The following is a 12870-nucleotide window of genomic DNA, read 5'->3' on the forward strand; positions in this document are numbered from 1 at the left end:
GCCGCTCCCGCCGTTCCTGACACGCGTCTTTCCACCCGCATTGGACCCGCCATGTCATCTGCGCGCACCACCCCGCCGTCCCCGTCCTGGTACCGCGAGGTGTCCCGGGAGAAGTGGAAGTCGTTCTTCGCCGCCTGGATCGGCTACCTCCTCGACGGCTTCGACTTCGTCCTGATCACCCTCGTACTGACCGAGATCGCCGACGACTTCGCACTGTCCACCGTCGAGTCCGCGAGCCTGGTGTCCGGCGCCTTCATCACCCGCTGGCTCGGCGGCGCCGTGCTCGGTGCCCTCGGCGACCGTTTCGGCCGCAAGAGCGCCATGGTGGCCAGCATCCTGCTGTACTCGGTCGGCACCTTTGCCTGCGGCTTCGCCTGGGACTACACCAGCCTGTTCACCGCCCGCCTGCTGATCGGCATGGGCATGGCCGGCGAGTACAGCGCCAGTGCCACCTACGTCCTGGAGAGCTGGCCCGCCCGGCTGCGCAACCGCGCCTCCGGCTTCCTCATCTCCGGCTTCTCCCTGGGTGGCGTCCTCGCGGCCGAGGTTTACGAGCACGTCGTGCCGGCCCACGGCTGGCGCTGGCTGTTCTACATCGGCCTGTTCCCCGTGGTCGTCGCGCTGTGGGTGCGGCGGGCGCTGCCCGAGGCCGACGACTGGGAGGCGAAGGTGGGGGCTGCCGGCGTACGCCCGAATCCGTTCCGGCCGCTGTTCGCGGGCCGCCGCCGGGCGACCGTGAACACGGCGCTCGCCGCCGTCGCCACCGGATCGCTCTTCGCGGTCTTCACGCCGCTCGGCGAGGGGGCCGTGCCGGTGCTCTCCGTCGTGGCGGCCGCCTGTCTGACCGCGTTCGCCGTGCAACTGGGCGGCCGCAGGCGGTGGGTGCTGTTCGTCGCGCTGTGCGTCACCGTCTTCTGCGCCTTCCTCTACAGCTGGCCGGTCCAGGCCCTGCTGCCCACCTACCTCAAGACGGAGCTCGGCTTCACGCCCACCCAGGTCAGCGACGCGCTCTACTACGCGGGTTTCGGCACGATGGCCGGCTGTATCGTCACCGGCTTCGTGGGGGACCGGTTCGGCACCCGCAAGGCGTACGCCTGCACCCTGCTGATCGGCATCGCCTTCGTCTTCCCGGTCTTCGCGATCCGGGACAGCCGGATCGGACTGGGCGTCCTGCTCTTCCTGATGCTGGCCTGCATGCAGGGCATCTCGGGACTGCTGCCCAAGTTCATCGCCGGGCATTTCCCGACCGAGACCCGGGCCGCGTCGCTGGGCTTCACCTACAACGTCGGAGCGCTGGGCGGCGCGGTCGCCCCGGTGCTGGGGGCCGAGCTGGCGTCGACGATGTCGCTGGGGCAGTCGCTCGCGGTCCTGACGTTCTCCCTGACCCTCGTCGTGATCGTGCTGATCGGCTTCGACGTGCCGAGCCGGCTCAACCGGCTCGTGGACCCGCAGGCCGTACCGGACTACCTGGCCGCCGAGGCGGCCACGGACGACACGGCCCGCGTACGGTCGGCGAAATGAGGGCGCGGCGGGTGCCGACGGGTGGTCCGCGTGCTCCGACCGGCCGAACGCGACGGTGATCGGCGAGGCGCCGTGCCGTCACCCGGTGTAACAGTCTCGGTATGATCTGTAGACGAGATGTTCATCGAAGTGGCGTGCGCGGCTCGCGCGGCCGTACGGTCCGGACGGCGGCGGTGGCCTTCTTCGCCGTGGTCGCACTGGGGGCGACCAGCCAGGCGGCGGCCTCGGCGTCGGTTCCCCTGCGCACCGACTGGGACGCCATCGCCGCCTGTGAGTCCGGCGGCAACTGGAAGGCGAACACCGGCAACGGCTACTACGGCGGCCTGCAGTTCGCCGCGTCGAGCTGGGTCGCCGCCGGTGGCCTCGAATACGCGCCGCGCGCGGACCTCGCCACCCGCGGGGAACAGATCGCCGTCGCCGAGCGCCTCGCCCGAATCCAGGGCATGTCGGCCTGGGGCTGCGCCTGACGAGCGGGGCCGAACCGTCAGTCACCCGGCCCCGGGTCCGGCCGGACCGGCGTTCGGATGCCGGCCCGGGCCGCCTCCAGCTGGGCCGCGAAGGCGATGCCGAGGAAGAGCGCCACCGCCGTGAGGTTCGCCCACAGCAGCAGTGCGATGAACGCGGTGAGCGGCCCGTACACGGCACCGAACGCGCCGCTGTGACCGACGTACAGCGCGAGCAGCCAGGTCGCCGACACCCACAGCACCAGGTGGACCGCGGAACCGAAGGCCAGCCAGGTGTAGCCGGGCTGGTCACGGCGGGGCGACCAGCGCAGGATCACCGCCGAGGCGACCCAGGCCAGCAGCAGCCCCGCCGGCACCTCCAGCGCGGTCCACCACCAGGGGGCGCCGGCGCGGTCGCCGGTGGAGCGGGCCACGGCGTCGCCCACGGCCTCACCCGCGACGAGCACCAGGAATCCCAGTACCATCGGCAGGCCCGCGGAGAGCGCGAGCACCAGCGCCCTGCCGTACTTGCGGGGGAAGGGGCGGTCGCGCTCGATGCCGTAGATGCGGTTGGCGCCCCGCTCGATCTGGCCCATGGCCGAGGCGAGGTTCAGCAGGGCGAACGCCAGCCCCAGCCACAGCGCCAGCGTGCCCCAGGCGTCGCTCCCGGCGCTGCGCCGGGTGCCCTCGAACGCCTTCTCCACGACATCGGCACTGGCCCCCGGCACGATCCGGCCGAGAGTGAGCTCGACGACCCGGCCGACACCCTCGGTGCGGACCGACGTGGCGAGGCCGACGAGCACGACGGTGAACGGGACGAGCCCGAGCACCACCTGGAAGGCGAGGGCCCGAGCGTTGGTGAAGCCGTCCGCGTAACGGAAACGGGCGAAGGAGTCGGTCAGCAGCCGCAGGCCTCCGTAGTGGCGCAGGGCGGTCAGGGCTTCGTCGCCGGAGAGTTCTTCTCCCAGCATGTCCCGGGTCTGCGGGACGTGAACGGCGGTTCCCACGGTGTGGCTGCTCCTCGGCTCGCAACGGTCGGAGGCGCGGGCCTCCACCCACGCATATGCCCCGTGAACGAGCCGGACAGCACCGACCGGACGGCCGGCCGGGCCGATCGGGTGGCGGTGTGCCGACAGAGGGCGGCCTCACCGTGCCGGACCGTGAGCGGGGACCTGTGTTGACCGGGTAACCCGTGGGCGTGCACTTGCTCCGGTCGTCTCCGTCTCCCGTTTCCTCCGGGCGCCCGGTGGGCAGTCCCCTGGCGGGGGAGCCGAGGGGCGGTCCCGGACGTTCCGTACGCCGATACCTCCGGGGCCGCCCTCGCTACTCAGGAACGACGCCCCGAATAGGCGGACCAGCGGCCGTCCCGCCTGGCCACGGTGATGTCCCGGCCGAAGCACGCGGTCAGCAGGGAGTCGGTGAGGACGCCGTCCACGGGCCCGCGCGACAGGATCCGGCCCTCACGCAGGAGCAGCGCGTGACTGACGGCGGGGAACAGCTCCTCGAGATGGTGGGTCACCGTCACGGTGGCCAGCTGCGGGCGCCCCTCGGCCAACTGGTGCATGGCCTCGACCAGATCCTCGCGGGAGGGCAGGTCCAGTGCGTTGAAGGGCTCGTCCAGGAGCAGCAGCGCCGGGTCGGCCATCAGCGCCCTGGCGATGAGGACGCGCGCCCGCTGTCCGCCCGAGCACACGCCGTACGGACGGTCGGCCAGTTCCTTGACCCCGCACTCGGTGAGCAGGTCGCGGGCACGCTGGCGGACATCGTCGTCGTACGTCCGCCACAGGGGCTGCACGGTGCCGCTGTGCCCGGTGAGGACGACCGCGTGGGCGGTGAGGTCCTGCGGCACCCGCTGGGCGGAGTTGACATGACCGATGCGGGCCCGCAACTCACGGACGTCCACCCGGCCGAGCCGGCTGCCGAGGACCTCCACGGTCCCGGTCGTCGGGTGCATCAGCGCGCCGAGCAGCCGCAACAGGGTGGTCTTGCCCGCACCGTTGGCTCCCAGCAGGGCCCAGTGCTCTCCCGGATGGACCGTCCAGTCGACCGCGTCGAGGATGAGCTGGTCCGTGGTGTGGCGGCGGACGCCCACGTCCTCGAGCCGCAGGACGGCGGCCTCCTGCTTGCCCACCAGGGAGTTGGCTGTCTGCCCGGCCATAGCGGAGCTCCTTCGCGCGGCACGCCGATCGTTCACGCCGAACGATAGATGCATCCGCCATGCGCCTGCCGGGCCGTCCGGCTGCTGGACGGCCCGGCCCCGGTCCTCGGCAGACGGTCAGACGCCCGCCACCGACTGCACCCACGAGCGGTAGGCCGTTACGTTCGTGTACGCCGTGGTGGTCTGGCGGTCGCTGGTGGAGGCGACTCCGACCTGGACGCCGCCGGCCGTCATCGGGCCGCCGGAGTCGCCGCCCGCGGTGATGCCGTCGCCGGGGCGGGCGCAGATGGCCTGTCCGTAGTAGGCGTCGTAGCACCCTCGGGTCACCGTCAGGTTGGCGATCTTCAGGTAGCGGGACTGGCAGTTGATCTCGGAGCCGCACCGGGACGTGGCGCCCCAGCCGTAGACCTGCACGGCCTGGCCGACCCGCACCGTGCCGGGCTGCCCGAGCCGCGCGTAGGTGGCGGAGACGGAGCGGTCGAGGCGTACCAGCGCGAGGTCCGCCGAGGAGTGGGTGACGGTCTGGACGCCGTTCGCCACGGTGCCGCCGGAGCTCTGGTCGAGGCTGCCGATGCGGAAGGAGAGCCCTCCGCCGCTCACACAGTGCTTGGCGGTGAGTATCCAGGTGGGGGAGATGATGGTCGAGCTGCAGGTTTGGGCGCCGTTGGAGAACAACCGGGCCGCCCAGGGGGCGTTCTGCGCGTAGCCGCCGCCGATGATCGGCTGGGGGCCGCCGTCACCGGGCTTGGGTTCGGCCGCGGAGGCGTTCGGGACGAGTACGACGGCGGACAGCAGCGCGGCCATGAGCGCGGCCAGCAGGGCGGGGACGAGTCTGGTGATGCGCAAGGCTCCTCGATTCCGACGACACGCGTGGGGCCGCGTGTGGTGGGTGGGGGCGCTCAGCATCTCGGGCGCGGATCGCGGGCCGCCAATCCCGGTTTTCCATAACGCGCCGTTATGGGCGGGAGGGCCAGGCCGGACGGCGGCTCAGCGCAGCAACAACTGCACGAGGGCCACGGTGCCGACCGTCACGACGAGTATCCGCAGGACCAGGGGGCTGAAGCGGCGGCCCACCTTCGCCCCGGCGTATCCACCGAGGCCCGAGCCCGTCGCGAGGAGTCCGACCGCCGTCCAGTCGAAGTCCGCGGCGAAGAGGAAGAAGAGCGCGGCGACGGTGTTGACGACGGCGGAGAGGACGTTCTTGACGCCGTTGAGGCGCTGCAGGGGCTCGTCGAGCAGCATGCCCATCAGGGACAGGTAGATGATCCCCTGCGCGGCCGTGAAGTAGCCGCCGTAAACGCTCGCCAGCGTCAGGCCGGTGAGCAGGAGGGGGCCGCCGTCCCGGCGCGGCGAGGCGCCGGTGCGTTCGCGGCGGCGCTGCACCCACCTGCCGATCTGCGGCTGGAGTGCCACCAGCACCAGGGCGAGGCTCACCAGCACCGGCACGATCGTCTCGAACGCGTCCGCCGGCAGCGCGAGCAGCAGCGTGGCGCCGGCCAGGCCGCCGAGCAGCGCGCCGGCGCTCAGTTTCAGCACGCGCCGGCGCTGGCCGCTCAACTCCTCGCGGTAGCCGATGGCCCCGCTGATGGAGCCGGGGATGAGGCCGAGGGCGTTGGACACCGTCGCGGTGACGGGGGACAGTCCCGTGGCCAGCAGCACGGGGAAGGTGATGAGGGTCCCGGAGCCGACGACGCTGTTGATGGCGCCTGCTCCCACCCCCGCCGCGAACACCGCGGCCATGGCCTCCGGTGTCACGCCGTGCCGTCCCGTGCCGGCTCCGCGCGCGGCCGGAAGGTGTCTTGGGCATCTTTCACGGGGCCGACTGTACCCACCGCCGAAGTGACGGGAAGTGCCGGTTCCAACCGGTCCTGGATGAACACTTCTTGACGTAAATTCACCTGATCACGCGGTGATACGATCACCGCGTTTGCGGAGCGGGCGGATGGGTGAAAGACGGCATCCCCGACCTCAGGGACAGCCCGGGCAGCACCCCCGGTGCCGGGCGGTCCACCGGACCGCCCGCGTGGACGGGAACTCAGCGAACCGGCCTTCAGTCGCCTGAAGAGAGTCTTATGACGGAATACACAGGGAACCCATTGCTCTGGGCCCTTCTCGTCGCCCTCGTCGTCGCCGCCGTGCTCATCGGCCGGCAGCGCGGGGCGGCACGAGCTCTGCGGCAGGAGGTCCAAGGGCTCAAGCAGCACTACACGGAGCTGGAGAACGACTACGGCAGGTCCGTGCGGGCGGCCCAGGAGCGGGCCGAGGACGAGACCAAGACCGTGCTCAAGTCGGCCATGCGGACCCTCCAGGGCCTCGCCGCCGAGCAGCAGCTGGTCCTCTCCCGGCTGCAGAGCAAGTACGGCGACTCGGCCCTGCTCCAAGACCTGCTGGAGATCGACCACACCAACTCGCAGTTCGGCCGGCGCGCCCAGTCCATCGCGGTGCTGTGCGACGGCTGGCTGGGCGGTCGTCGCGACACCGCCTCGGTGTACGACGTGGTGCGCAGCGCCCAGGGCCGGGTCCGGCACTTCCGCCGGGTGGAGATCCTCTCCCAGGTCGACTTCGGCATCACCAGCCGGGCCGTCGAACCCGTCGCCCTGGCCCTCGCCGAGCTGCTCGACAACGCCACCAGCTACTCCAGCCCGGACACCGTCGTCGAGATCAACATCCGGACGGTGCCCAAGGGCATCTGCGTCGTCGTCGACGACGCCGGTGTCGGCATGAGCGACGAGGAGCGCGCCCGCGCCGACAAGCTCCTCGCCACCGAGCGCGCCTCGGGCGTGGCCGGGCTCGGGAACCCGCCGCAGTTCGGCTTCGCGGTCATCGGCCTGCTGTGCGAGCGCTTCGGCTTCGAGGTGTCGGTGGACTCCTCCTCTCCCTACGGAGGTGTACGGGCAGTGGTCCTGCTCCCGCACGACCTGCTCACCGCCATGCCGGAGAAGAAGGCGCCCGCCCCCGCCGCCGGCCGGAGCACCGCCCGCCCGGGTCTCGAAGGCGGACCGGAGGCCGCGCTCGCCCCCTCCGAGACCAGCGACGGACTGCCCCGGCGGCGCCGCAAGCGCCCGATGGCCATCGTGCCCGGCAGTGGTTCCACCCCGCGCCCCGCCGGCCGCTCCGACGCCGAGCAGGCGCAGGTCATGGCCGCCTTCCAACGGGGCACGCAGACCGGCCGCGTCACCCGGCCCGGAGACGCCGACCGGACCCGCAGAACACCCGGTGCAAGCAGAGAAGGACATGAGGACTCGTGAACGACGACCTGTCATGGATGCTCGACAGCGCCCTGGAGATTCCCGGGGCCCTGCACGCGGTCCTGATATCGGCCGACGGCCTGCTTATGGCCCGTACGCAGGACTTCGACAAGGACGACGCCGACCGGGTGGCCGCCGCGATGAGCGGCGTGCAGTCGCTCAGCCGGACGCTCGCCTTCTTCTGTGAGGACCCCAGCCAGGCCTGGCGGCAGACCCTGGTCGAGTTCGACGGCGGCTGGGTGTTCCTGATCTCCGCCGGCGAGGGCGCCTACCTCGGCGTCTCCGCATCCCCGGACGTCGACATGGCCGACATCACCTTCCGGATGCAGCAACTCGTCGCCCAGCTGGGCAAGCGGTTGACGACACCGCCGCGCGAGAACCTCGGTTCCCGCTCATGACCGGCCACGACGGCTGGGAGCCCGAAGCCCCCGAATTAGTGCGGCCGTACGTCATCACCAAGGGCCGCGGCCTGCCCGACGAGGAGCACCTCTCCCTCATCACCCTCGTCACGGCCGCCGAGGGGGACCCTCAGCGGCCCCGGAGGCTCTCCCCCGAGGAGCAGAGCCTGCTGGACCTGTGCTCCGCCGGCTACCTGTCGGTCGCCGAGATCGCCGGGCACACCCACTTCCCGCTGGGCGTGGTACGCATCCTGCTGGCCTCCCTCATGGAGGGCGGCCACCTCATGACCCGTCCGCCGGTGGCCCGTGCCCGCCTGGCCGACAAGGAGATCCTGGAGGAGGTGCTCAATGGGCTCCGCGCCAAGTTTGGGTGAGCGGGACTACGTACGCGGCGGGGCGACCCAGACCGCGGTGAAGATCCTCGTCGTCGGCCACTTCGCGGTGGGCAAGACCACCCTCATCGGCTCCATCTCAGAGATCGAGCCGCTGTCCACCGAGGAGACGATGACGCAGGCCGCCGAGTCGGTCGACGACCTCAAGGGGGTCCAGGGCAAGACCACGACCACGGTAGCCATGGACTTCGGGCGCCTGACCATCAGCGACCGCGTCGTGCTCTACCTGTTCGGCACCCCCGGGCAGCAGCGCTTCGTGCAGATGTGGGAGGACATGGCGCGCGGCGCGCTCGGCGCCCTGGTGCTCGTCGACCCCGAGCGGCTGGCCGACTCCTTCCCGGTCATCGACCTCATCGAGCACTACGGCCTCGACTACGCCATCGCCGTCAACCACTTCGACGGCGTGCCCCTGCGCGACGAGCGGGCGCTGCGCGAGGCACTGGACCTGCTCGACGACACCCCCGTCGTCACCTGCGACGCCCGCGACGAGAAGTCCTCGGCCGCCGCACTGACCACACTCGTCCGCTACTTGCTGGACCGCACCCGCTAGGAGCTGGGAGCAGACATGAACGCCCACGACACCGCTCCGGTGCCACCGCCCGGGTGCCCGGCCCACGGCTCCGGCGCCAGAGTCCCCCTGCACGGACCGGAGTTCGCGGCCGACCCGCAGGCCTATTACGAGTACCTGCGCCACTACGGGGCCGCAGCGCCCGTCGAACTGGCCCCGGGGGTCGAGGCGACGCTGGTCACCGACTATGCGGCGGCGCTCCAGCTGCTGCAGGACTCCGGCTCCTTCCGCAAGGACGCGCGGCGCTGGCGGGCCTTCAACGAGGGCAAGGTCGGCCCGGACAGCCCGGTGGCTCCGCTGCTCGCCTACCGGCCCAACTGCATGTTCGCCGACGGCGCCGACCACATCAGGCTGCGGCAGGCGGTCACGGACAGCATGGCGCGCGTCGACACCCGCCGACTGAGCCGCAGCACCGAGCAGATCTCCGGCTACCTCATCTCGCAGTTCGGCTTCCGCGGCTCCGCCGACCTGCTCGGCGACTACGCCAAGCAGCTTCCGCTGTTCGTGTTCAACGAACTCTTCGGCTGCCCCGCCGACATCGGTGACCGGGTGCTGTTCGGTATCTCCGGGATGTTCGACGGCGTCAACGCCGAGAAGGCCACCGCGGTGCTGTTCCAGGCGGTGGGCGAACTGGTCGCGCTCAAGCGGGACAAGCCCGGCGAGGACGTCACCTCCTGGCTGATGCGGCACGAGGCGCGGCTCAGCGACGAGGAGATGGTCCACCAGCTCGCGCTGTTGCTCGGCGCGGGCGCCGAACCGCTGCGCAACCTCATCGGCAACACCCTGCACCGGCTCCTCACCCACGAGCGGTACGCGCGCGAGGGCGGCCTGATCGACGAGGCCCTCGACGACACGCTGTGGGAGAACCCGCCCATGTCGAACTACGCGCCGCACTACCCGGCCGCCGACACGGAGCTCGCCGGGCACCACCTTCAGGCAGGGGACCTGGTCCTGGTCAGCTTCGCGGCGGCCAACACCGGCCCCGCCCTCAGGGCCTCGCGCCAGGCCGGCAGCAACCGCGCCCACCTGGCCTGGAGCGCGGGCCCGCACGCCTGCCCGTCGAAGGAACCGGCCCGTCACATCACCGTGACCGCCATCGAGCACCTGTTCAACGAGCTGCCCGACGTCGAACTCGCCGTCCCGGAGGACAGCCTGACGTGGCGTCCGGGACCGTTCAACCGCGCCCTCGCCACACTCCCGGCCCGCTTCACCCCGGTGCGCTCCGGGCGGCGTGGCGACCCGCAGCCGGGCACCGTGACCGCCGAGCGGGAGACGGCTGCGAGCCCCGCCCGCCCGGCCGAACGCGGAGGCATGTGGAGCCAGTTCCTCAACTGGCTCACACGGTGACCTGCGCAACACCCGTCCAACCAGCCACTTCCGCATGAAGGTTCAACGGCACGGGTAGTGAGCAACGCGGCTTTCAAGTTGCTCACGATCAAAAGGAGGTTTCGTGGAGCACATATCCACGAACGCCGCTTTCCCGCCGCCGTACCACCCGATACCCGCCTCACCAGGCGGGTATCTCTCTGTGCGGCTCCGGCGGGGGAGGAGCCGGTGAGCCCCGCGGGTCCGGGCGGCGCTCCGACGCTCGGTTCGCTCACCGCCGGCCAGCTACGGAGACTCGGCGCGGTCGCGGGTCTGACCGCGGCCGACACGGAGACCTACGCCGGCGTCCTGACCGACTCCCTGGGTCCGGTGGCCGAACGCCCGCTGAGTCTGTCACCGCCCAACCGCACCTTCCTGTCCGACGACCACACCCCCGTGGAGTTCTCCCTCTCGTTCCAGCCGGACGCCGCTCCCGCGCTGCGGGTGCTCCTGGAGCCGGGCTGCGGCGCAGACAGCCTGGCTCGGGAAGGCCGCGCCGGCCTGGAGGCGGTCCGGGCGATGGCGCGACGCTGGAACTTCTCCACCGCAGCGCTCGACGGCCTCCGGGACCTGTTCCTGCCGCCGTCCCCGCACGGGCCCCTGGCCCTGTGGGTCGCCCTGGAGCTGGAGCCCGGGGGCGTCCCGAAGGTCAAGGTCTACCTGAACCCGGCCGCACGTGGGGCGAAACGTTCCGCCGCGACGGTGCGCGAGGCGCTGGACCGGCTGGGCCACCGGCGGGCCTTCACGAGCCTGCCCGAGGGCAGCGGTTACCCCTTCCTCGCCCTCGACCTGGGCGACTGGGAAGAACCCCGGGTGAAGGTCTACGTCCGCCACGAGAGCCTCACGGCCGGTCAGGCCGGGCGGTTGTCCCGCATGGCGCAGGGCCCGGGCTCCGCGGCCGTCGAGGGGTTCTTCCGCACGGTCGCGGGCCTCGGCCCGGACACCACGGGGCTCGGCCGGCGGCCCGGCCTGTCCTGCCACGCCTTCACGGACACCGCCTCCGAGCGGCCGAGCGGGTTCACCCTCCACATTCCGGTGAGGGACTACGTCCGGCACGACGGGGAGGCGCTGGCGCGGGCGTCGAGGGTGCTGCGCCACCACGGCATGGACGACTCCGTACTGGTCCGCGCCCTGGCCGCCCTCACCGAGCGGCGGCCCGAGGACGGGGCGGGCCTCATCGCCTACCTCGCGCTCGCCCATCAGCAGGACCGCTCGCCACGGGTGACGGCCTACCTCTCGTCGGAGGCGTACGCGGTCCGGCCGCCGGCCGTGGAGGCGGTGCCCGAGCCGCTGGCGGTCGGCTGAGCCGTCCGCCGGTCCGGCACGCCGCGGGGCTCCCGGTGGAACGCACCGGGAGTCCTGGGCGAGGACGCGTCGCAGGACGGGGTGGCCGGTGGGTCAGACGGTCGCCGACTCCCGGAACCCCGCCAGGTACGGACCCACGTCGACCTGGATCGAGGCGCCCTTAGTCCGGCCGTACCGCTGCACGATGGAGGTGAGGTAGGCGTCGATCTCCTCGCGCATCTCCTCAGCGGGGGGCAGCGAGGTCTCCCCGTCGATGATCCGGGCCACCCACTGGGCCTGGGCCTCCACCAAGCGGGTGATGGCACCCACGGGCCGGACCAACCCCACGAAGTACAGCCCCGGCCGGTCGGCCGGCACGACCCGTCTGTACAGCTCGACCGAGCCGTCCGCCGCCACCGGACAGCCGGCGGGCAGGAAGGGCCAGGTCATGTGGAAGCCGGTGCAGTAGACGACCGCGTCCGCCGCCGTGGAGGTGCCGTCGGTGAAGACGACCCGGTCGCCGTCGAAGGAGTCGATCGCGGGCCTGGGCGTGACCGCGCCGTGCCGGATGCGGCTGAGGATCTCGTCCGAGAGGGTCACAGCGGAGGAGAAGACGGGGTGGTCGGGCTCGGGCAGGCCGTAGTCTGACAGCTTGCCGCGCGCGACCAGCAGGGCCTGTTCCACCCACTGGATCCGCTCGGCGAAGGACATCTCGTTCCACCAGGGCGCCTCGGCGATCACGTCGACCGACATGCCGTAGAGCTGCTTGGGCACGATGTGCAGTCCCCGGCGCACCGCGAGGAAGGTCTCGGCGGCGTGACGCGAGAGGTCCGCCGCGATGTCGACCGCGGACGCGCCCAGACCCACCACGACGACGCGCCGTCCGGCGAAATCGGCACCGGTGCGGTAGTCGAGGGAGTGCAGAATCGTTCCGGCGAAGGACTCGGCCCCCTTTGGGAGAGGATCGGGCAGGGCGGGGTCCGTGTGATGGCCCGAGGCGACGACCACCTGCTCGAAGCGGCGCGACGTCACCGCGCCCCCCGCGTCCCGGCTCACCACGGTCCACAATCCGTCCGCCTCCTGGCGCACGGACGTCACCTCGGTGCGCAGCGCGACGTGCTGCCGCACCCCGGACCACTCGGCGAAGGAGCGCAGGTACGCGGCGAACTGGCTGTGCCGGGGGTAGAGCGGGTACGACTCCGGCATCGGGAAGTCCGCGTAACCGGTCAGGTGCTTGGCGGTGTTGAGGTGCAGGGACTCGTAACCCGGGCCCCGCTCGCCGGCCTCCGGCTGGCGCCAGATGCCGCCGACGTCGTCCGCCTTCTCCAGGCAGACGAAGTCGATGCCGTGTTCCCTCAGGGCACGGGCCACCGCCAGCCCCGACAGACCTGCACCGATCACACACACGCGCACGGGATTTCCCCTCAGGACGGACTCGTTCTCCCCCGATCATGCACTCACTGCCCATCCGCACCTCCGTGCACACCGGTTCG

General features: G+C 71.7%; 13 protein-coding genes. 8 read left to right on the forward strand and 5 right to left on the reverse strand.

Annotation, left to right across the window (positions count from 1 at the left end):
* Positions 1 to 51: 51 nt before the first annotated feature.
* Entirely contained in the window at positions 52 to 1521 is a 1470-nt protein-coding gene (locus IE142_RS13485; RefSeq protein ID WP_191885976.1) for a sialate:H+ symport family MFS transporter, read from the forward strand.
* 134 nt (positions 1522 to 1655) lie between these two features.
* Positions 1656 to 1988: a transglycosylase family protein gene (locus tag IE142_RS13490; RefSeq protein WP_306432550.1), complete on the forward strand. Its 333-nt coding sequence runs from the start codon at positions 1656 to 1658 to the stop codon at positions 1986 to 1988.
* Positions 1989 to 2005: 17 nt separating this feature from the next.
* Here the strand turns inward: IE142_RS13490 and IE142_RS13495 are convergent, their stop codons facing one another.
* The 4 genes from IE142_RS13495 to IE142_RS13510 form a co-directional block, all read right to left on the reverse strand.
* The gene (locus tag IE142_RS13495) at positions 2006 to 2971 is read right to left on the reverse strand and encodes a YihY/virulence factor BrkB family protein (RefSeq protein ID WP_191885978.1); all 966 of its coding nucleotides are present in this window, start codon (positions 2969 to 2971) and stop codon (positions 2006 to 2008) included.
* Positions 2972 to 3291: 320 nt separating this feature from the next.
* Positions 3292 to 4122, reverse strand: coding sequence for an ABC transporter ATP-binding protein (locus IE142_RS13500; protein ID WP_191885979.1), 831 nt, complete (start codon positions 4120 to 4122; stop codon positions 3292 to 3294).
* A 117-nt stretch (positions 4123 to 4239) separates the two neighbouring features.
* Positions 4240 to 4968 carry a S1 family peptidase gene (locus tag IE142_RS13505; RefSeq protein ID WP_191885980.1) on the reverse strand — a complete coding sequence of 243 codons (729 nt, stop codon included), beginning with the start codon at positions 4966 to 4968 and terminating at the stop codon, positions 4240 to 4242.
* Between the two features lie 141 nt (positions 4969 to 5109).
* Positions 5110 to 5862, reverse strand: a complete 753-nt coding sequence (locus IE142_RS13510) for a sulfite exporter TauE/SafE family protein (protein WP_191886177.1) — start codon at positions 5860 to 5862, stop codon at positions 5110 to 5112.
* A 332-nt stretch (positions 5863 to 6194) separates the two neighbouring features.
* Here IE142_RS13510 and IE142_RS13515 point away from each other — a divergent pair, with 332 nt between their 5' ends.
* The 6 genes from IE142_RS13515 to IE142_RS13540 all read left to right on the forward strand — a co-directional run bounded on the left by IE142_RS13515 (position 6195) and on the right by IE142_RS13540 (position 11398).
* Complete coding sequence (locus tag IE142_RS13515) at positions 6195 to 7370, forward strand: ATP-binding protein (RefSeq protein ID WP_191885981.1); 1176 nt, start codon at positions 6195 to 6197, stop codon at positions 7368 to 7370.
* Positions 7367 to 7768: a roadblock/LC7 domain-containing protein gene (locus tag IE142_RS13520; protein ID WP_043376430.1), complete on the forward strand. Its 402-nt coding sequence runs from the start codon at positions 7367 to 7369 to the stop codon at positions 7766 to 7768. The genes IE142_RS13515 and IE142_RS13520 overlap by 4 nt, the downstream gene beginning before the upstream one ends.
* A complete protein-coding gene (locus IE142_RS13525) occupies positions 7765 to 8142 on the forward strand; it encodes a DUF742 domain-containing protein (protein ID WP_191885982.1) in 378 nt (125 codons plus the stop codon). Before IE142_RS13520 ends, IE142_RS13525 begins: the two co-directional genes overlap by 4 nt.
* The gene (locus IE142_RS13530) at positions 8117 to 8710 is read left to right on the forward strand and encodes a GTP-binding protein (protein ID WP_191885983.1); all 594 of its coding nucleotides are present in this window, start codon (positions 8117 to 8119) and stop codon (positions 8708 to 8710) included. The genes IE142_RS13525 and IE142_RS13530 overlap by 26 nt, the downstream gene beginning before the upstream one ends.
* A 15-nt stretch (positions 8711 to 8725) precedes the next feature.
* Positions 8726 to 10075, forward strand: coding sequence for a cytochrome P450 (locus IE142_RS13535; protein WP_191885984.1), 1350 nt, complete (start codon positions 8726 to 8728; stop codon positions 10073 to 10075).
* A gap of 207 nt (positions 10076 to 10282) precedes the next feature.
* The gene (locus IE142_RS13540) at positions 10283 to 11398 is read left to right on the forward strand and encodes a tryptophan dimethylallyltransferase family protein (protein ID WP_191885985.1); all 1116 of its coding nucleotides are present in this window, start codon (positions 10283 to 10285) and stop codon (positions 11396 to 11398) included.
* A gap of 93 nt (positions 11399 to 11491) precedes the next feature.
* Here the strand turns inward: IE142_RS13540 and IE142_RS13545 are convergent, their stop codons facing one another.
* Positions 11492 to 12790, reverse strand: a complete 1299-nt coding sequence (locus tag IE142_RS13545; protein WP_191885986.1) for a flavin-containing monooxygenase — start codon at positions 12788 to 12790, stop codon at positions 11492 to 11494.
* Positions 12791 to 12870: the final 80 nt, after the last annotated feature.

Origin of the sequence: Streptomyces mutabilis (assembly GCF_014649815.1) — a bacterium.
Taxonomy (GTDB): domain Bacteria; phylum Actinomycetota; class Actinomycetes; order Streptomycetales; family Streptomycetaceae; genus Streptomyces; species Streptomyces mutabilis.

Excerpts from the sequence above, each read along its gene's own strand:
- IE142_RS13485 (WP_191885976.1), top strand. The coding sequence starts at position 52 with ATGTCATCTGCGCGCACCACCCCGCCGTCCCCGTCCTGGTACCGCGAG.
- IE142_RS13500 (WP_191885979.1), bottom strand. The coding sequence starts at position 4,122 with ATGGCCGGGCAGACAGCCAACTCCCTGGTGGGCAAGCAGGAGGCCGCC.
- IE142_RS13510 (WP_191886177.1), bottom strand. The coding sequence starts at position 5,862 with ATGGCCGCGGTGTTCGCGGCGGGGGTGGGAGCAGGCGCCATCAACAGC.
- IE142_RS13515 (WP_191885981.1), top strand. The coding sequence starts at position 6,195 with ATGACGGAATACACAGGGAACCCATTGCTCTGGGCCCTTCTCGTCGCC.
- IE142_RS13525 (WP_191885982.1), top strand. The coding sequence starts at position 7,765 with ATGACCGGCCACGACGGCTGGGAGCCCGAAGCCCCCGAATTAGTGCGG.
- IE142_RS13530 (WP_191885983.1), top strand. The coding sequence starts at position 8,117 with ATGGGCTCCGCGCCAAGTTTGGGTGAGCGGGACTACGTACGCGGCGGG.
- IE142_RS13535 (WP_191885984.1), top strand. The coding sequence starts at position 8,726 with ATGAACGCCCACGACACCGCTCCGGTGCCACCGCCCGGGTGCCCGGCC.